The organism is Gabonibacter chumensis (assembly GCF_024741215.1).
In the GTDB taxonomy this organism is placed as follows: domain Bacteria; phylum Bacteroidota; class Bacteroidia; order Bacteroidales; family Marinifilaceae; genus Gabonibacter; species Gabonibacter massiliensis.
The window spans coordinates 101,600-121,700 of record NZ_JANSKB010000004.1 but is presented as its reverse complement, the minus strand read 5'-3'; the positions used below and the strand labels follow the sequence as shown (position 1 = coordinate 121,700).

Below are 20,101 nucleotides of genomic sequence, written 5' to 3'. Positions count from 1 at the left end.
AGTTGTAGTTTTGTTGAGATTTTTGACTGTAAAAGAAAATGAAAGTCTTACGTAAGGTTCTGAAATATATATTGAGAGGCGTATTGTTTTTATGGGGAGTCATCGTACTGCTCGTGCTGCTTTTGTATGTCCCTGCAATTCAGGATTATGTGAAGACAAAAGTCGAAAGTTACGCGGCGGTAAATCTCGGAGTGAATTTATCGGTGAAAAGGGTATTGTTGAAGTTTCCCCTGGATCTTTACGTGGAGAAAGTTTATGTCGAACAGGTAAAGGGAGATACATTACTGGCTGCTGGCCAGATTCAGGTCAATGTTTCTTTGCTTAAGTTGTTGAAAAAAGAGGTCGAGGTTCGTCGATTGCTGCTGGAAAAGGTGGTCGTCCGTTTATCCGACAGCTTGTCGGGAATGAAATTAGACGTAGTTTTGGGACAATTGCGTTTACAGTCGGGTAGTGCCGATTTAAGTCGGCAGGATGCGGAGATAAATTCATTGTCGTTAACGGATGGAAAGGTTGAATTTCGGGCGGGTGAAAAGGTGGCAGATGTTGCCGATACGGCTACTACTCCTTTGGCATGGCGATTTTTATTGGATAAAATCTCTTTGGAGAACGTAAATTGCGAGATGATGGGATTATCCATGGGAAAGCTTCGGTCGGGAGTGGGACGTGGGATGTTGGATGCCGGTCTGGTCGATTTGGGACGTCGGTCTGTTGCGATTAGGCGATTGGAATTGAAAGGGGCTTATTGTGAACTTCAGACGACTGAGCAGGAAGAGAAAACGGGCAATGCGGTTTCTGTCGTCCGGGAGAACGCGGCGGATACAGCGGCTTGGGAAGTAAAAATGGACGAGCTGGATCTGAAGGACGGACGTTTTAAGATGGGGCCTGAGCACGAGAATGGCATGGCGTTCCCGGAGGTGATCGATATCAATTCTTTAGCCGTTGCGATGGATAGCATTTATAATCGCGGGACGGAGATAGCCACTGTGATTAAGAGTATACGATTGAAAGAAAAGAACGGACTGGATATTCGTAATCTGTCGGGACGCGTAAAAATGGGAGAACAGGTAATGATATTATCCGATTGGGCCGTGGAAACGCCGTATAGTCATTTTTCTTTACAGGCAAAAGTGGGAAGTGGCTTGTCCGGTGTGAACTCTTCTACTCCGATGGAAGTATTGGCGCAGGGGAGTGTTTCCGGTCGAGATATTGCCTTGTTTGTTCCGGATAGCAATAATCAATTGAAGAATGAATTATACGGTAAATCCATAGATTGGGGTGTGAAGGCGGATGGAACGCGAGAACGGGTCAATTTGGAATATTTGCGGGTACATTCGGATGCTTATTTTTCTGTTGACGGAAATGGAACGTTTGCTTTTTGGAATGATCCGGAACGGTTGACCGGTACGTTTGATTTTATCGCGAAAATTGAAAATAGTAGTTTTTTATCTCCTTTTTTGATGAGTGATTCCACCTCCGGGGTACGACTCCCCAGCCCGATTGAAATGGATGGAGGGGTGGTGGCGTCCCATGGGGATATTAGTTTTAAATTAGGAATAACTCCCGGTAAGGGGGCGGTCGAACTGAACGGTAATTATGGATTGAAAACGGACTCGTATCGGCTTGGTGTGAATATCGAACAGGTGGATCTTGATGAATTCTTTCCTGGAGATTCTTTGGGGATGGTCACGATGAATTTTTCTGCATCCGGACGAGGATGGGATTGGGAAAGGGCGGTGGCTACTTCGGCCCTGGAATTGCAATCGTTGGTTTATCGGGGGTATTTGTATGAGAATATTACTCTGAACGCGTCTCTCGCTGCCGGAAAACTAAAAGGCAAACTGCAAAGTCCGGTTGAAGATATGTATTTGGATTTGAATTTCGGGTTAGATTCTGATCATGGGGATTATCGTGCCGTTTTAGACGGAGAAGTTCACCGGGTCGATTTGCGGGAATTGCATTTTATGCCGGACGAGTTGGCTTTTGCATCGGGTGTTCATTTGGATGCGTCATTAAAAACGGATGGAGAGTCTTCCCTGCAGCTGCAACTCTCTGAGATCAAATTAAACCAGAAAGGACGGAAATTGAATTTGGGCAAATTCGATCTGTCCGCATCCAGTGGAGTAGACCATACGGATGTGAACATGGAAACGGGTGATTTGAGGTTTTCTTTTAAAAGTTGTGAGGGAAGAGAAGAACTGATCCGTCAATTTACGGCTACGGGCGAGCGAATGGCTCAACAGATAAAAGAGTACGCTTTGGATATGGACTCTATTCGGGGTAGTTTGCCGGACTTCCGATTATACTTTACCGCCGGAACCGACAACCTGTTGAATCAGTATTTAAAAATGAACGGTATCCTCTTTAAGAGTTTAGATGTAGATATGAAGGTTCCTCAGGGAAAAGAGTTGGATATCACGACAGAGGTACGGGGAATCGTTATGGAGAAAATGAGGGCGGACAGCTTATTGGTCCGAGTATGGCAGGAAGGAGCTGTATTGAAATACGGACTGACTCTTTACAACTCGAAGGATATACAAGCCAATTTTTCCCGGGTTTCTTTAAGCGGAGGAGCCGTTTTTGATCAATTGTATGCTCGATTGAAAGGAAATACCTTGTCAGGAAAGACTGCGGTTAACGTGGGAATGAATTTTACGTTGCGCGATAGTGTATTTACCTTTAATATTGCTTCCGATTCTTTGATCTTCGGTTATCTTCCCTGGCAAGTAAATCAGGATAATTATCTTCGTTTATCTCCGGAAAAGAGGTTGTCGGCTGATTTGCGATTAACGAGCGGGCAAAAGAGATTTAAGCTGTTGTCCTTTCAGGAACCAGAGAGGTCGGGAGAAACTTTGAGTATTGATATTCAGGGTATAGATGTGGGACTGATTTCGGAGATGCTGCCTTTTCTTCCGAATATGGCGGGAATCTTTTCTACCGGCTTGGAGTTGAAAAACCAGGGACATATATTGGACGTGACCGGGAATATCCGGCTCGATCAATTTTTTTATGAACACCGGAGGATCGGCAACCTGGAGTTGGATGCAGGATATCGCTTGACGCGGGAACAGCTTCATGAAATGGACTTTGCCTTGCATTTGGATGGAGATAAAACCGTTCTGGCCAAAGGAAAGGTATTGACGGGAAATCAGGATAAGAACATGTCTATAGATATAGACATTCCCAAGTTCCCTTTGCGTGTGGTAAACGCTTTTATCCCTTCCGGTCTTGTCGATCTGCAAGGAGATCTGCATGGGACAATAGCTTTTCGGGGAGATCCGGAGCATCCCCTGATTAACGGAGGATTATTATTTCGGCAAGGCCGCGTAACGGTTCTACCTGTCGGCACATTATTTCAAATTGATTCGAATCGAATTTCAATTGCAGATAATCGTTTGGCGTTTAATGGTTTCGGTCTGATTGCGCCCAATCGTCAACGGATGGAATTGCAGGGAGATGTAAATTTTGCTTCGTTTTCGGATATTCGAATGAATACGGCTGTAAACGCTAAAAATTTTCAGGTGATCAAGGTAAACCCGAATGATACAACCATGGTTTACGGTAAAGCCTTTATTGATTTGGACGTTCAGGTTAAAGGAGCTTTGAATGCTTTATTTGTAAGGGGTAATGTGGGCTTGTTGGATAATAGTGTGATAAACTATGTTTTGAAATCATCGCCTTTGGAAATAAATGATAAAAGTTCTAACATCGTGCGCTTTGTTTCTTTCAGGGATACGACCCTGGCGGAATTGGATGATCGTATCGGAACAATACAAAATAGTAGTTTGGATATTTTATTGCTATTGAATATTTCTCCTTTGGTTAATCTGAACGTTTTGCTTTCTGATAACGGACAGAATCGGGTCGTTATTAATGGCGGTGGAGAACTGACTTATTCTTTGAGCCCTTTGAACGAAAGTCGTTTGGTGGGTAAGTACGTTTTGACGGGCGGTTCTGTGAATTATAGTATCCCCGTAATTGGAGAAAAGGTTTTCACGATTCAGGATGGAAATTTTGTGGAGTGGACCGGAGATATGGCTAATCCGATGTTGAATATTACGGCTGCGGAAAATATCTCGGCTAATGTTTCCGATGATAACCAGAATTCAAGGATGGTAAACTTCAAAGCATTGATACGGATTACCAATACCTTGCAGCATCCGGATATAACGTTTGATTTGTCGGCAACCGGGGATATGACCATACAAAACCAGTTGGCTGCCATGACTCCGGAAGAGCGGTCTAAAGAAGCCATGAATCTAATGATATACGGTTCTTATAACGGTCCGGGGACGGTGGCAAAATCGAACGCATCCAATAATGCGTTGAACGGATTGATTGAAAAGGAGCTGAACCAATGGTCTCGCAGATACCTGAAAGGGATGGATTTAAGTTTCGGTATAAACACTTACAATCAGACGACCGAGTCAGGGGAAACCCAGAAAACGGATTACTCGTACCAGTTTTCTAAACGACTGTTTAACAATAAGGTGCGAGTAAAAGTCGGAGGGCGCTTTTCTACGGACAATGATCCTGCGGAGGGAGGTGGAGGTCTTGAAGAGAATTTGATAGATGATATTTCCGTGGAATATTTGTTTGGAAAGAATCCGAATTTTTTCTTAAAAATATTCAGACATACCGGATATGAAAGCGTGTTGGAAGGAGAGGTGACTCAAACCGGTATTGGTGTCGTTTTAAGAAAGAAATTTCAGAAATTCTTAGATTTGTTCCGGAAAAAGAGTGTAAGAGAACTTAGAAACGGAACTTTAAAAACAGAAAAAGAAAAGTAGCATGAGGGAAGAAATTTATTGGCCTGCCGCAAAAGGGGAAAAACATAGGTATTACGGAGTAAATCTATTCCGGGAGGTGTTATTCTTTTGTGTTTGTGCAGGGGTTCTGTTTTTAGGGGGATGTTCTACTACGAAGAAGCTGACGGAAGGGCAGGTATTGTATACCGGGGTAAAAAAGATGAAAATCGAAACCGAAAAGGGGGTCCGATTGGAAGGTCCGAAGAGTTCTGCTATTACGGGTCCTTTGTCTTATCCTCCGAACAATCCTTTGTACTCGCCTTACGTGCGGACTCCTTTTCCGATAGGTTTGTGGGTGTATAACTGGAATATTAAGAAGAAAAAAGGTTTTAAATATTGGTTGTATAAACAATTAGCGAAAAAACCTGTCTTGATTTCAGATGTTCAACCGGATTTACGGCTTAAGGTTGTCGATTATGCGGCTAAAGATTACGGTTATTTTGGAGTGAAATCCGATTATCGATTGATCTATAATAAGCGTAATCCCAAAAAGGCGAAAATCAGCTATCATGTATATATCCCGAAAGCATATGTGTTGGGGGATATTCATTTGTGGGGATGGGAAGGGCGGATGTCGCGTATTCTTCAAAATACGTGGGGAAGAAGTTTGTTGGTCAAAGGAAACGAATACGATCTTGGTACGTTGGAGGATGAGAGGGAACGGGTGGCGACCGTTTTACGCAATAGGGGATATTATTATTTTCGCCCGGATTATATAGAGATATTGGCCGATACGACGCAGGAGAGAGGAGTCGTTGATATCCGGGTTGCTTTAAAAAGGGGCGTTCCTCAAAACGCTCTCTGGCCTTACAAGATCAATCAGGTCGATTTGATACTGGAGGATTCTTTTACGGGTGTGGCCCGGGATTCTTTTTATTTTCACGGGTTTAATATAGATTATACGAAGCCTTTGCGTATAAAACCTAAAATCATAGCTTCCTCTATTCGTTTGTTGCCGGGAGAGGTATATTCCGCCGCCCGGCAAAATAGGACGCAGGCTAATTTGATTCGTCTGGGGATTTTTAAATACGCGAATTTGGCCGTAACTCCGGCTGATACTTTGGTCAGGGATTCTTTCGGAAAATTGGATGTAAGGATTACGGCAGCTTATGATTTGCCGATAGAGACTGAAATAGAGGTTGATGTCTCTTCGAAATCCAATAATTTACTGGGACCGGGTTTGATTTTGAGCGTTACAAATAAAAATTTATTCCGCGGCGGAGAAAATCTATCATTCCGCTTGAATGGAGCTTATGAATGGCAAACGGGAAAAAAGCAGGGAAAATCGACTTCGGGCCTGATTAATTCCTATGAAATCGGCTTGAATGCCGATTTATCCGTTCCTCGTCTGTTGGTTCCCGGCTTTATGAAACGAGAGAGGGATTTTGCGGAGAGGACACATTTTCAGTTAGGAGTGGATTTTTTAAATCGCCATACCTTTTTCCGGATGATCTCTTTTACCGGGGCCGCTAATTATAATTTCCAGTCTTCTTTGAGGAAATACCATACGATTACGCCTTTGAAAATCAATTATACTTATCTGCTTCGGACCTCTTCTGCATTTGACTCGACGATGACGAATAATCCGGCCATCGCGTTGAGTTTTAAGAACCAGTTTATTCCATCTATGTCTTACTCGTACACTTACGACCGTGCGGCTACTTCTCGGAATCCGAATCGATTTATGTGGCAGAGTACGTTGATGTCTGCCGGAAATGTTTTGTCCGGAATTTTATTCTTGACAGGTAATCGTCAGGGGAGCGGTAAAACCATATTCGGTAATCCTTACTCTCAGTTTTTGAAATTGACATCGGAAATTGTCGTGTATCGTCGAATGACGGAAAAATCGTTATTGGCTATGCGTTTATTGGGAGGAATAGGATATGCTTACGGAAATTCGGAGGTGATGCCTTATAGCGAGCAATTCTATATCGGGGGAGCCAATAGCATCCGGGCGTTTACGATTCGTTCTATAGGTCCCGGCAGCTATCATCAGGAGAGTCGTAATTCGACCGCCTATTTGGATCAGACCGGAGATATAAAATTGGAGGGGAATATCGAATATCGCTTTAAAATAGGTTATCGTTTGAACGGGGCTATCTTTTTGGATGCGGGAAATGTTTGGTTGCTTCGAAACGATCCGAAGCGTCCCGGTGGAGAATTTAAATTGAAAGGATTATGGAAAGAGATTGCGTTAGGTACTGGATTCGGTTTACGATACGATATCAGTTACATTGTTTTAAGGGCGGATTTAGGTATTGCACTTCATACTCCGTATAAAAATCCGGATAAACACGGGTATTATAACATTTCTAAATTTAAAGACGGGTTGGCTTTTCATTTGGCCATCGGTTATCCGTTCTGACGGAAGAGGTACGTTAATTCAATAACGTACCTCTTTTCTATGTAGACACCACCAATCTATAACATTACCATGGGAATATTGGCAATGTTATCAATAAATTGTTATATTTGTAGTAGACAGATCACAAAGGTAATACAATTTTAGTAGTCGCGCAAGTAAAATTGGATTATTTGTAAGCTGTAAGTAAAATTTTAAATGATTCTAAATAAACTATTATGGGATTTTCAGAGAGATTAAAAGAAGTTATGGATGAGAAAGGCTACACGAACTATCGTGTCGCTAAGGAGTTGAATCTATCAGCTACCACGCTTTCCAATTATTTGAACGAGCGCACTAAGCCCGATATTACAAAATTGGAGGTTATTAGTCGTTATCTTGGCGTAAACAGAAAATGGTTGATTTCCGGGGAGGGGGAAAAGGAGCGTTTAGTGGCGGAAGACGGAAAACCGGAAGAAGACGAGAATACGGTTAATAGACTTTTGAATTTGTTGGAAAAACATACGGATAGTATCCGGGAGAAAGACCAACAAATATCTCAATTGATTAATACGGCAGAGTTGTTGATAAGTAAATTGCCTCCGTTAGGTAATGAAAAATAGATGTCGAAAAATCTTGGAAGGGACGGAAGATCAATGATCTTCCGTTTTTTTATGTATAACGCTTACTGCTATAAGGCTGAATGTTTGTGCTTTTCTTTGTTTTTATTTGTCATAATTTTTATATCTTTGTAAAGTTTGAGTGGGTGGTATAGAATAAGGAGGAATGGGGTGTAAAACAAGTAGATTGATTGTTACTCATGGTCCAGGGAATGGGTATATATTGGAACATGTGATAAAAAGTGTGGTAGTATAATATTCCGAAGGGGTGGAAAAATGGGCGTTTTAATCGTTGTGCGGTAGATGTTTATCATGGGTCATACGTGCCGGATTCCAGGTATAAAATTAAACTTTTTATCATGAGAGAATTATGAAAATTGAGAAATTGACAGGTACGGAATCCCGATTGTATGAACTGGTTGCACCTTTGGTGATGAGTCCCAATGTATTGCGTCAAAATAATAACTATCCTTTTAAAACTTCTCGAAATCATGTTTGGTTTATCGCGTGTGACGAGCGGTGGGTGTATGGTTTCGTTCCGGTAGAGCTCCGAACACAACAAGCCATTATTAATAATTATTATGTAAGAGGTGATGACGCGCTATTGCTTTCTACTTTGATTAAGGAGGTTTTAAAAGCATTTGAACGGGAGTGTAAAATTACATCCGTGACGCTGTCCCGCCATGTTTCCGTGTTTAAAGAAAATGGCTTTCGTTCCGTGCGGGAGTGGAAGCAATATGTAAAAATGGAAAAAAGTAATGAAGATGGCAAGAAACGTTTATGAGGCGGTTTTGATACGTTTGAGTAAGATCTTTGCTGACTTTGATAATGTTTACGTCTCTTTTTCGGGAGGCAAGGACAGTGGCGTCTTGCTCAATCTTTGTATCGATTTTATTCGGCGAAACAAGTTGAATCGTAAATTGGGGGTTTTTCACATGGATTACGAGGTACAATATGAAGAGACTACTCGTTACGTGGAACGGATGTTAAGTTCCAATGCCGATATCTTGGAGGTATATCATGTTTGCGTGCCGTTTAAAGTACCGACCTGTACTTCGATGTATCAGAATTTTTGGCGTCCTTGGGACGAAAAAAATCGTGATATTTGGGTGCGGAATTTACCTCGGGAGAGTTATACCCGAAAAGATTTTTCTTTTTATACGGAAGAGTTGTGGGATTATGATTTCCAGATGCAATTCGCGCAGTGGTTTCATGAGTATAAAAAAGCGGAAAGAACCTGTTGTTTAGTGGGAATCCGAACGCAAGAGAGCTTAAATCGATGGCGTTCGATACACGGGGAGAAGAAATATTATACTTATCGGGGAATGAGATGGACGCGTAAGCTGTATGATTATGTTTATAATGCTTATCCCATATACGATTGGTTGACCACGGATGTGTGGACGGCAAATGGTAAGTTTCATTGGGACTATAACAGGTTGTACGATCTCTATTATCAGGCCGGAATACCCATTGAGAAACAACGGGTGTCGAGTCCGTTTATCTCTCCGGCTCAAACCAGCCTGAAATTGTACAGGGTACTGGATCCCAATACCTGGGGAAAAATGGTGAATCGGGTGAACGGAATAAATTTCGTGGGGATATATGGCGGAACTTCTGCTGTCGGTTGGCAGTCCGTGAAATTACCTCAGGGACATACGTGGGTGAGTTATATGGAATTTCTGTTACAAACTTTACCGGAAGAGACTCGACAGAATTACTTGGAAAAGTTGTCCGTGAGCATCGATTTTTGGAGGAAAAGGGGTGGTTGTTTGGCAGATAAAACGATAGAGAAATTGCGTGAAGCCGGAATAACGATAGAAGTAGGAGAAAAGAGTAACTATAAAACATTCAAAAAGCCGGTTCGCATGGAATACCTTGATGATATTGATCTGCCGGAATTTAAAGATTTACCCACGTTTAAGCGGGTCTGTATCTGTATTTTGAAAAATGATCATGCATGTAAATACATGGGATTTGCATTGAATAAAAGCGAAAAGGAGCGTAAAAAACGCATAATGGAAAAATATCAATCGTTGTTACACTATGAGTGATTACATAAGTCCCGTATATAAAGTGATAGCCGTGCCGGTTGAAAAAGTGTGTGCCAATAATTACAATCCGAATATCGTCGCACCTCCTGAAATGAAGTTATTGGAGCTTTCAATCTGGGAGGATGGTTATACCATGCCCTGCGTATGTTATTACCTTGCCGAAAAAGATGTGTATGAGCTGGTGGACGGGTATCATCGTTATCAGGTATTGAAAAACTCAAAACGTATTTACGAACGGGAAAAAGGGTTGTTGCCGATTGTCGTGATTGAAAAAGACTTGTCGAATCGGATGGCTTCCACGATACGACATAATAGGGCGAGAGGATCGCATAGCATCGAGCTGATGACGGAGATCGTTTCCGAATTGACAAAAGCCGGTATGTCGGATGAGTGGATCCTTAAAAATATTGGTATGGATAAAGACGAGTTGTTGCGATTGAAACAAATCTCCGGTTTGGCCGAACTCTTTGCCGATAAAAACTTCAGTATTCCCAAGAGAACTTTACTTAGATAATAAGTGATAAAGGCAGTTTAGGGATTCGATGATCTTGTAATTAGAAGGTTGAACGATTGACTGTTTCCGTTGGTTATAAGTTGTAAATCAAAATCGAACACGTGGAGACGGGGATGACTCGGGAGATTCTCCCTCGAGAACGCGTTACGAACCCGTCTTTACCTTCGTTCGAATCCCTTTAAATGCAAAAGAGAGCTGACTTGTTGTCAACTCTCTTGATTCGTAAATGTTTAAGCGGAGAGACGGGGATGACTCGGGAGATTCTCCCTCGAGAACGCGTTACGAACCCGTCTTNGCTGACTTGTTGTCAACTCTCTTGATTCGTAAATGTTTAAGCGGAGAGACGGGGATGACTCGGGAGATTCTCCCTCGAGAACGCGTTACGAACCCGTCTTTACCTTCGTTCGAATCCCTTTAAATGCAAAAGAGAGCTGATTTGTTGTCAACTCTCTTGATTCGTAAATGTTTAAGCGGAGAGACGGGGATTCGAACCCCGGATACCCTTTAGGGGTATACACGCTTTCCAGGCGTGCCAGTTCAGCCACTCCTGCATCTCTCCGGATGCGGAGGCAAATATAGAAATAATTTTCTATTAACAACTCCATTCTTATCGATTTTTAACGGAAAATCAACAACGAAAATGAAATGGAAGGCGTATCAATAGTACAATTTAGTGGGGAGATATGATATGGGGATTGGAAAAGAGACTACTAGCATTAGGGTAGGAGAGAGTCCCTGGTATACAATCTTGGGATTACACGTGAATGTAGATTGTTGCTAGTCTCGGTGCGGTTTTCTTCGTGATGAAGTGAACCGCACTTTTCTTTGAAACTTTTGAATCGGTCTATATACATAGTCTGATATATTTGGTAAATTTGTGGTGAATTTAATAAAATGAATATGGACGATTTTCAGCATGTCGGTTATAGTAAAGAGGTAATCGAGTTCGTGGCTGTGGCAAAGGAATTTTGTGATTTTGTTGAAGCTGCTGCGGGGGAAGGGCGAGAGCTTTTTCTTTCCAGATTGCAAAAATTTATTCCTTTGATCTATTTGAAGGGCAGTTTATTGCCTCGTTGCGAGAGTGACGAGTTGGGGCTGTTGGAGGATACGGTAACGGAAGAAGATTATAACGTTTTGTATGCTGCGCTTCATCAATTGATGGGGGAACAGGATGAATACCTGGAGGTATTTGATGATAATATGCAATATAGCGAGACACCGATCGTTAATTCTATAGCGGAGAAAGTTTGTGATGTTTATCAAGACCTGAAGAATTTTATATCGGCTTACAGGCATGGAATGACTGATGTGATAGAGGAGGCCTTGTGGCAATTGAATAATAGTTTTGAACTTTACTGGGGACGGGCATGTGCAAGTGTTTTAAGAGCTGTTCATGTAGCCGTTTTTCGAATAATGGATAATGAGGTTGAGTGATTCATGGGGAATATTGTCATGCAAGAATATAAAAGGAAGATAGAGCCCGATGAGGTTGAAGAGTTTCCTGTTTTTTTATATAGAGGAGAAGTTATCGTGGTGGATAGACCGGAACAGGTGGCTACTGCTGTTGCAGATTTAAGAGATCATGCTGTTTTAGGTTTCGATACGGAAACCAAGCCTTCTTTTAAGAAAGGGGTTGTTCATCAAGTGGGGTTATTGCAATTGGCATCGAAGGAACGGGTTTATTTGTTTCGGTTGAATAAATGCGGTTTGCCTTACTCTTTACGGGAATTATTGGTGAATGAGGATGTTTTGAAGGTCGGGGTGGGAATCCGGGATGATATTCGGGCATTACGTAAAATGGCTGATTTTTTACCGGCTTCTTTTGTGGACTTGCAGCTGTTTGTAAAAGCCTTTGGTATTGAAGAGATGTCGTTTTCTAAATTGATGTCTATCGTCTTTGGTGTGAAGATTTCAAAACGACAAAGAACATCGAATTGGGAGGCTCCCGTGTTAACGACCGCACAAATTCGTTACGCGGCAACGGATGCTTGGGGGGCTTTGAGAATGTACGAGGCTTTACGTTCCGGAGAGAAGCAAAATATTTTACTTTGTTGATCGTAAGGGTTTTATGGGGACGGAAAAATAGAAAGTCGCTCCTTCCCCTTCCGTCGATTCGAACCATAGTTTCCCGTGATTCAATTTTACGAATTCTTGGCTGAGTTGAAGACCTAAGCCGCTGCCCTTCTCTTTCCGGGTCCCGAATGAAGTAATATAGCTCCCTTTATCCAATAATTTACGTTGGTCTTCCCGTTTGATACCTTGTCCGTTGTCCTTTACGGATATAATCAATTTATTCTCGTTCTTTCGACAGTCAACATGTATCTCTCCGTCGGGATAGGTGAATTTTATGGCATTGGAGAGCAGGTTACGAATGACCGTATTTATCATATTCGTATCAGCATAAGCTTCAAAATGTTGTTTTACCTCGTTAAAAATCGTGATTCCTTTTGCTTTGGCAACATTATCCAATAGGGCGATAACCTGTTGGATCGTGGCCGTTAAATTGAACTCCTGCGGGTTCGCTTCCAGTTTCCCGTTTTGGCTGTTGCTCCATAACAGAAGGTTTTCCAGAAGAGAGAAAGCTTCATCCGTGGTTTCTATTACCATCCGTAGCAAGTGGCGTATATTTTCATCCGGGATTTTGTTTTTTTGATTGTCAATGGCTTCCAGGATCATTTTGATAGTTCCGATCGGTGCCCGTAAATCATGGGCGATGACGGAATAAAGTTTATCTTTTGCCCGGACTACGTTTTGGAGTTTTTCATTTTGTCGTTCAATGATCCGTAAAGATTCCAATAGCAACAACTGATTATTTAATCTGGTGAGTAGTTCCTGTTTACTTAGTGGCCTGGAAATGAATTCGACACCTTCATGATGGGATACCATTGCAAATTCTTCATGTTTATTACCTGTAGTCAGGTAGATGATTGGGATTAATTTCGTTTGTGGATCGGATTTTAGTTTTTGAGTAATTTTCATTCCTTCCCCGTTTACGCGTGTTAAAGCTAATATGATGATATCCGGGGATTTTGTTTTAACAATGGGAATAACTTCTTCGCCCACGGGAGTCGTGATTACATTAAAAGCCTCCTGCTCGAGAATATATTTTGTTTTTTCGAGATTTGAAGCTGAATCGTCCGCGATAAGTATGGTGTATTCGTGGTAATCAATGTGCATGGGTAGTGAATTTGGGATCTATTTTTAACAATAGTTCTTCGTAACGATGGTTGAACGCGAAAACCTTTTCGTGTATGCTGTCCATGGAAGAACCGTTACAATCAGATAGTTTACAATTGGACAATCCTTCCTTTATGGCAAGCCAGATCGGGTACATGTTTTGATTGAAGGCTCGTAATTCCGATTTGAATAATTCAAATTCTTTATAATATTCGGAAATATCGTGCCCGATGATATGGAGTTCTACCAAGTTTTTTTCAAGTCGGATGGAATAAATATGCCATTTGATCCATAACGTTTCTTCCCCTTTCTTTAATGGAGTGTTTATAGACAAGACTAATTCCTGATTATCCTGAAGATCTTCTATATCTTGGGTATAGGGAATCAATGCGGGGATTAGTTCTGTAAATTTACAGCCCAGGACACTTTCCGGACTTTTTCCGAAAAGGGAGTAGAATCTTTTATTGGAATAATTGATATGCAATTTCCGATCGAGACGGAGGATAAAATCAATTTTGTTTTCGATGAAGTCTTGGTACAACGTGTGGTGTTTCACTAATTTGGAAAGGATAAGTTCTTTTTCAAGCGCACCTGAAAACACACTGGCCACTTGGATTAGAAAGCGGATATCTTCCTCTTGCCATTCGTCTTTGCAATCCACTCTGCTAAGACTTAAAAACGACAGAAGATGACTGGAGATGAAGAGCGGAAGAAGAAGGGCGCAACGAACATGAGTCGCTTTCAGGATATTTTTAATACTCGGATCCGTGACGTCTTCTATATTTTTGATGTAAATATAATTATCTTCATCAAGTTGTTTTTCTAATTTTTTATCGAGTAAGAAGATGTTTTGGGACATATTGTTTTGGATGGAGGTCATCCCTTCCCTCAGCCATTCGTGAGAGATAGAAAAACTCATGTCGTGTTTTATATCAATGATATGTATTCGGTCTGCTTTCTCGTGTTCTCCCAATTTCTTAAGTGCCAGTTGAATATTCTTTTCTGATTCCAGATTTGCGGCAAGTAAAACACTTAATGCTGAAAGAAAATCCGAATCCGATGAATGTATATTGTTCTGCATATATTGTATCGATATTTTTTATTCTTTACTTTTGTTTTTACTTTTATACTTCATTCGGGTAGAACATGTTACGTTAAATCTGTTTTTTGCATCCCATTTGCGTCCTTTTTCAGATTAAGGTTTTTATATTCAGATTCTTATCTTAAAGGTTAAATTCTATGTAAGAAAAATCTTTGAAAATGTTTGGTACGAAAGAAGAATTTTGTACTTTTGTGCCCGGGTAAGTCCTATGCGACCAGCTCCTGTCGAACTCCCCCAGGGTCGGAAGGCAGCAAGGGTAGATGGTTGTAGCGGTGCGACATAGTAAGCTTACCCGTTTTTATGAAATTCGCCTCTTTAGCTCAGTTGGCCAGAGCACGTGATTTGTAATCTCGGGGTCGTTGGTTCGAATCCGACAAGAGGCTCAAGTGAAGGGAATATTTTTGGAGAAGGAGAATAATAGATTTAAATGCTGTTGTAGCTCAGGGGTAGAGCACTTCCTTGGTAAGGAAGAGGTCTCGGGTTCAAATCCCGATAACAGCTCAGAAAGTCATCAGAAATGATGGCTTTTTTGTTTTATAATCCCCCGGAGACGGTTTGTGTGGCGAGGATTGTTGATCATTAAAAAAGCGGCCACCGGGGAGGGAGGCCGCTATGTCAAGGATTATACAAAGATCACTTCAGTGCGTGTTCCGTGATCTATTGATAAAAACATTAAATAATCGTAGTGTGCTTTCGTATCAACATAACCACATCCTTGACCAAACAAATATACGATTTTTTTGTATTTTGGCAATATGAAATAAAAAAAATCGTGCGGAAGAAATTATCCGCACGGTCCTTTAACGTCTTATTTATAGATTAAAATAAAGATTCGATGAGTCGGTCGTCAGCTAAATTGGGGAGCGTGACTTTCAGATTCGGGTTATTCTCCATGGCCCGTTTGATCGCAAATATGGCCCCTTCGTTACGGGCCCAGCTACGACGGGAAATTCCGTTATTGACATCCCAGAAAAGCATGTTCTTTAGGCGTCTGTCGCTGTCGCTACTTCCGTCCAGCATCATTCCGAATCCGCCATTGATAACTTCACCCCAGCCTACACCGCCGCCGTTGTGGATGGAGACCCAAGTTGCTCCGCGGAAAGAGTCTCCGATAACATTTTGAATGGCCATATCGGCGGTGAAGCGCGAACCGTCGTATATATTAGACGTTTCGCGATAGGGAGAGTCCGTACCGGATACGTCGTGGTGATCCCGTCCCAGAATAACGGGAGCGGATATTTCTCCTTTCGCAATGGCTTTATTGAATGCTTCTGCAATTTTTATACGTCCTTCTGCATCTGCATACAGGATCCGTGCCTGAGAACCTACTACTAAATGATTTTCTCCCGCCGCTTTGATCCAACGGATGTTGTCGGCCATCTGTTGCTGAATTTCTTCGGGTGAGTGAGACATGATCTCTTCCAATACTTGCGCGGCGATTTCATCGGTCTTGGCAAGATCTTTCGGGTCGCCGCTGGAACATACCCAGCGGAACGGACCGAACCCGTAATCGAAACACATGGGGCCCATGATGTCCTGAACGTACGAAGGGTATTTGAAATCTCCGTTCGGTTTTACGATATCGGCACCTGCTCTGGAGGATTCCAATAGGAAGGCGTTTCCGTAGTCAAAGAAATAAGTATTGAACCGTTCCACGCATTTGTTGATGGCTGCCACGTGACGGCGTAAAGATTCCTGAACATTTTGTTTGAATCGCTCCGGTTCTTCGGCCATCATGCGTTTGCTCTCTTCGAAACTGATTCCAGCGGGGTAATAGCCGCCTGCCCACGGGTTATGCAACGAGGTTTGGTCCGAGCCCAATTCAACGGGGATATCTCCTTTCGCGAAATGTTCCCAGACGTCTACAATATTTCCTTGGAATGCAATGGAAACAACTTCTTTTTTCTCTCTGGCTATTTTTACCCGTTCTACCAGTTTGTCCAGATCGTCGATGACTTCATCTACCCATCCCTGGTTGTAACGGGTTTGAGTGGCCTTCGGGTTGATCTCCGCGGTAATGCTGATACATCCGGCGATATTCCCTGCTTTGGGCTGAGCTCCGGACATACCGCCTAATCCGGCGGTAATAAAGAGTTTACCGGCTAATCCTTCCCCGTGCCGTGAAATTTTGCGTCCTGCATTCAACACGGTAATGGTTGTCCCGTGAACAATTCCCTGGGGACCGATGTACATGAATGAGCCGGCAGTCATCTGTCCGTATTGAGAGACTCCCAGGGCATTGAAACGTTCCCAATCGTCCGGTTTGGAGTAGTTGGGAATAACCATTCCGTTCGTTACGACCACCCTGGGTGCGTCTTTGTGTGACGGAAATAATCCCATGGGATGTCCCGAATACAAGACGAGTGTTTGTTCGTCCGTCATTTCGGACAGGTATTTCATGGTCAATCGGTATTGGGCCCAATTTTGGAACACGGCCCCGTTTCCCCCGTAAGTGATTAATTCATGCGGATGTTGGGCGACGGCTATGTCCAGGTTGTTATTTAACATCAACATGATGCCGGCAGCCTGTAAGCTTTTGTGCGGGTAATCGTTGATGTTGTGGGCGTACATTTTATAGTCCGGACGAAAACGATACATGTAAATACGTCCGTATTTTTCAAGTTCATCTGCAAATTCAGCTGCAAGAACGGCATGGTGCTTGGGATCGAAATAACGCAATGCATTTCGGATGGCTAATCGCTTTTCTTCTTTCGTGAGAATATCCTTCCGCTTCGGGGCATGATTGATTTCAGGCTCGTAAGGCTTTGGGGCGGGTAATGTATCGGGAATACCCTCCGTGATGGATTTTTGAAATTCTTGTAATGTCATTATTATATATTTTTAACTTATGATCCAATTCAAGGGCTAAGTTAATAATTTCTAATGTTTTTTTTCGCGTTCATGCCGTTTTTTTTACTTACAGCTCTCTTTTATATTACCTCTACGGGAAAAATCTTATTTTTGCAAAATAAAATAAGGAATACGATGAATGTAAGAATAGGTGATATCGTTCGCTTTATTTCCGAAAAACTGGAAGGTAAGGTTACCGGAATAATTGATGCGAACAGCGTAAACGTATATTGCGATGAGTATGGATTCGAGATCCCGGCTTCGATAAACGACCTGGTGGTCATTCATTCGGATTTTCACGCGACAACCGTTTCTGTTGCGACAGATATACCGGTTCAGGCGCAAAGGGGAGTGGAGATGTCGTCGTCGGACACGTTGTATTTGGCTTTTGTTCCGGAGAATTTTAATAATTTGAACGAAAGCCGTTTCGATCTTTATTTAGTCAACGATACAAATTTGGTAAGTTTGTGTTCCGTTGCTTTTTATGATGGTAAAAGATACAATGGGATTACGGCCGGGAATTGTAATCCGGATGCTGCTTATCTTGTCGGTAATTATTCTTTGAAGGAGTTGGACGGGGTGAAAAGCATTCAAGTGCAAGCTATTTTTTATCAAAAGGGGTATTTTACCTTCAAAAGTGCGATTGATGTGCCTGTGAAACTGAATCCGGTTTCTTTGTGTAAGGCAGGCGCTTATAAGCACGTGCGTTGGTTTGAACCGGTAGCTTTCGTTCGCCCTCTCGAAAAGGAGAGTTCGATAACGGAGCGAGTCGATTTAGAGGCGAAGCAGTTGTTGCAGGCCTCCAAAAAAGAAATGGATGAGTTGCCGGGAAGGAGACCTGCAAAACAAATGGTGGGAAACATGCTTGAAATAGATCTTCATATTTCTCAGTTGCTTGAGACGACAGCGGGTATGGAAAATAAAGATATGCTCGAATATCAGTTGGATGTATTTCGTAAAACATTGGAAGAGTATAAATTACGTCGAGGGCAAAAAATTATTTTCATCCACGGAAAAGGGGATGGAGTTTTAAAGCAGCGTATTTTATGGGAGCTGCAAACTAAATATAAACGCTTTCAACATCAGGATGCTTCTTTCAAGCAGTATGGTTATGGAGCAACGATGGTAACGATAAAATAACAAAACACCGGGAGATCCTCCCGGTGTTTTATTTTAAATTCCACACTCCAATTCGCTTAGGTAACGCTCCGCATCGATTGCGGCGCGACAGCCGCTACCGGCTGAGGTGATCCCTTGACGGTAAATGGGGTCCATCACGTCGCCCGCGGCAAAAACACCGGGGATGTTGGTTTTCGTGGTTACACCTTCCGTAATGATATATCCCTGTTCGTCCAATTGCAAGTATTTTTTGAAAATATCCGTGTTGGGAGTATGACCGATGGCTAAGAAAAAGCCGTCTATTTTGATCTCTTTCGTGCATTCTTCCGGAGTCCCTTTCCGGTAAACGAGCCGGGCTCCTTCCAGCCCCATGTCGGAGCCGAACAGTTCAACGGTGTTGTGCTCGAACAATACCTCGATGTTGGGTATGGCGAAGACTCTCGCTTGCATGGCTTTCGAGGCTCTCAGGTAGTTTTTTCGAACAACGAGATACACTTTGCGACATAGTCCTGCGAGATAGGTTGCTTCCTCGCAAGCCGTATCTCCCCCTCCGACGACAGCCACATCTTTATTTTTATAAAAGAATCCGTCACAGGTGGCGCAAGCACTGACTCCTGAGCCCCTGTAGGCTTCTTCCGAAGGTAGTCCCAGATACCTTGCCGTGGCTCCGGTGGCAACGATAACGGCGTCCGCTTCTATTTTTTTCGTGTCATCGACTGTTATTTTGTGCGGGTGACCGGAGAAGTCAACCTGGGTAACAATACCGAAGCGTATATCGGTTCCGAACCTTTCGGCTTGTTTTTTCATGTCTTCCATGAGGACGGGACCGCTGACTCCTTCCGGGTATCCGGGGAAGTTTTCAACTTCGGTGGTAGTGGTTAACTGCCCCCCCATTTGTAATCCGGTGTATAGTACGGGAGCGAGGTTAGCTCGTGCGGCATAAACGGCAGCCGTGTAACCGGCTGGGCCGGAGCCGATGATAAGGCATTTTACTCTTTCGGGAATCTCTTCTGATGACATATTTGTATTCATTGGTTTCTTATTATGTTTTCCTTTACGTGCAAATTTATCAAATTAAAATCGGAACACCAACTTTTATCTCCTACGGTCAATTGGTCATTCGCGTTAATTCGTTTAGAATGAAAATATTAAATACCAGCTTGAGCTTGATAAATATTTTTTGTATCGGAATGCATCTATTCTAAAATTTTTTTTCTAAATTTGCACCTGCATTTCGGGATGTAGCTCAGCCCGGTAGAGTCCACGTCTGGGGGGCGTGTTGTCGCAGGTTCAAATCCTGTCATCCCGACTACTGAGCATCAAGAGGTTAGACCAAAAGTCCGACCTCTTTTGTTTTGCGGGTGCAATATATTTAAGCTGACGAATGCCTGGCCCCAAAAATAGAGAGGGAAGATTTCTATACCGGCGGGAATGGTGTGGCGATAGAGACACCGATACTGGTCCACGCAAGTATATCGATCGTTTATTGGTTATACTCTGTACGATGACAAGAGTGAGG

Annotated in this window: 13 protein-coding genes, 4 tRNA genes and 1 other RNA gene; 13 read left to right on the top strand and 5 right to left on the bottom strand. The window is 42.6% G+C overall.

What is annotated here, in order from left to right:
* Positions 1-38 precede the first annotated feature (38 nt).
* The 6 genes from NVS78_RS11660 (at position 39) to NVS78_RS11635 (ending at position 10,334) form a co-directional block, all read left to right on the top strand.
* Positions 39-4,787: a translocation/assembly module TamB domain-containing protein gene (locus tag NVS78_RS11660; protein ID WP_286359337.1), complete on the top strand. Its 4,749-nt coding sequence runs from the start codon at positions 39-41 to the stop codon at positions 4,785-4,787.
* A 1-nt stretch (position 4,788) separates the two neighbouring features.
* Positions 4,789-7,170, top strand: coding sequence for a translocation and assembly module lipoprotein TamL (gene tamL, locus NVS78_RS11655; protein WP_286359336.1), 2,382 nt, complete (start codon positions 4,789-4,791; stop codon positions 7,168-7,170).
* A gap of 215 nt (positions 7,171-7,385) precedes the next feature.
* Positions 7,386-7,769 carry a helix-turn-helix domain-containing protein gene (locus NVS78_RS11650; RefSeq protein ID WP_052634402.1) on the top strand — a complete coding sequence of 128 codons (384 nt, stop codon included), beginning with the start codon at positions 7,386-7,388 and terminating at the stop codon, positions 7,767-7,769.
* A gap of 367 nt (positions 7,770-8,136) precedes the next feature.
* Positions 8,137-8,550, top strand: coding sequence for a hypothetical protein (locus tag NVS78_RS11645; protein ID WP_286359335.1), 414 nt, complete (start codon positions 8,137-8,139; stop codon positions 8,548-8,550).
* Positions 8,525-9,820 (top strand): DUF3440 domain-containing protein, encoded by a 1,296-nt coding sequence (locus NVS78_RS11640; protein ID WP_286359334.1) that lies wholly within the window; start codon positions 8,525-8,527, stop codon positions 9,818-9,820. The genes NVS78_RS11645 and NVS78_RS11640 overlap by 26 nt, the downstream gene beginning before the upstream one ends.
* On the top strand, positions 9,813-10,334 hold the full coding sequence (locus tag NVS78_RS11635; RefSeq protein ID WP_041502427.1) for an IbrB-like domain-containing protein: 522 nt from the start codon (positions 9,813-9,815) through the stop codon (positions 10,332-10,334). Before NVS78_RS11640 ends, NVS78_RS11635 begins: the two co-directional genes overlap by 8 nt.
* A gap of 471 nt (positions 10,335-10,805) precedes the next feature.
* Here NVS78_RS11635 and NVS78_RS11630 read toward each other — a convergent pair.
* Positions 10,806-10,893: transfer RNA gene (locus tag NVS78_RS11630), tRNA-Ser, on the bottom strand.
* Positions 10,894-11,234: 341 nt separating this feature from the next.
* Between NVS78_RS11630 and NVS78_RS11625 the strand changes: the two genes are divergently transcribed.
* Both NVS78_RS11625 and NVS78_RS11620 read left to right on the top strand, forming a co-directional pair.
* Complete coding sequence (locus NVS78_RS11625) at positions 11,235-11,768, top strand: DUF5063 domain-containing protein (protein ID WP_286359333.1); 534 nt, start codon at positions 11,235-11,237, stop codon at positions 11,766-11,768.
* 3 nt (positions 11,769-11,771) lie between these two features.
* Positions 11,772-12,389, top strand: coding sequence for a 3'-5' exonuclease (locus NVS78_RS11620; RefSeq protein WP_286359332.1), 618 nt, complete (start codon positions 11,772-11,774; stop codon positions 12,387-12,389).
* Here the strand turns inward: NVS78_RS11620 and NVS78_RS11615 are convergent.
* Both NVS78_RS11615 and NVS78_RS11610 read right to left on the bottom strand, forming a co-directional pair.
* Positions 12,378-13,511: a hybrid sensor histidine kinase/response regulator gene (locus NVS78_RS11615; RefSeq protein WP_286359331.1), complete on the bottom strand. Its 1,134-nt coding sequence runs from the start codon at positions 13,509-13,511 to the stop codon at positions 12,378-12,380. The two genes, NVS78_RS11620 and NVS78_RS11615, sit on opposite strands and share 12 nt — an antisense overlap.
* Positions 13,501-14,592, bottom strand: a complete 1,092-nt coding sequence (locus NVS78_RS11610) for a PAS domain S-box protein (RefSeq protein ID WP_286359330.1) — start codon at positions 14,590-14,592, stop codon at positions 13,501-13,503. Before NVS78_RS11610 ends, NVS78_RS11615 begins: the two co-directional genes overlap by 11 nt.
* Before the next feature lie 218 nt (positions 14,593-14,810).
* Between NVS78_RS11610 and ffs the strand changes: the two genes are divergently transcribed.
* From ffs to NVS78_RS11595, 3 genes are all read left to right on the top strand, one after another.
* Positions 14,811-14,910: signal recognition particle sRNA small type (ffs, locus tag NVS78_RS11605), an RNA gene on the top strand.
* Between the two features lie 12 nt (positions 14,911-14,922).
* A tRNA-Thr gene (locus NVS78_RS11600) sits at positions 14,923-14,996 on the top strand.
* Positions 14,997-15,042: 46 nt separating this feature from the next.
* A tRNA-Thr gene (locus NVS78_RS11595) sits at positions 15,043-15,114 on the top strand.
* Between the two features lie 318 nt (positions 15,115-15,432).
* Here NVS78_RS11595 and hutU read toward each other — a convergent pair.
* The gene (hutU, locus tag NVS78_RS11590) at positions 15,433-17,442 is read right to left on the bottom strand and encodes a urocanate hydratase (RefSeq protein ID WP_286359329.1); all 2,010 of its coding nucleotides are present in this window, start codon (positions 17,440-17,442) and stop codon (positions 15,433-15,435) included.
* Between the two features lie 156 nt (positions 17,443-17,598).
* Between hutU and NVS78_RS11585 the strand changes: the two genes are divergently transcribed.
* Positions 17,599-18,603: a Smr/MutS family protein gene (locus NVS78_RS11585; protein WP_286359328.1), complete on the top strand. Its 1,005-nt coding sequence runs from the start codon at positions 17,599-17,601 to the stop codon at positions 18,601-18,603.
* A gap of 33 nt (positions 18,604-18,636) precedes the next feature.
* Here NVS78_RS11585 and trxB read toward each other — a convergent pair whose 3' ends face one another.
* The gene (trxB, locus tag NVS78_RS11580; RefSeq protein ID WP_434802138.1) at positions 18,637-19,614 is read right to left on the bottom strand and encodes a thioredoxin-disulfide reductase; all 978 of its coding nucleotides are present in this window, start codon (positions 19,612-19,614) and stop codon (positions 18,637-18,639) included.
* Between the two features lie 203 nt (positions 19,615-19,817).
* Between trxB and NVS78_RS11575 the strand changes: the two genes are divergently transcribed.
* A tRNA-Pro gene (locus NVS78_RS11575) sits at positions 19,818-19,891 on the top strand.
* The last annotated feature ends 210 nt before the right edge of the window (positions 19,892-20,101 follow it).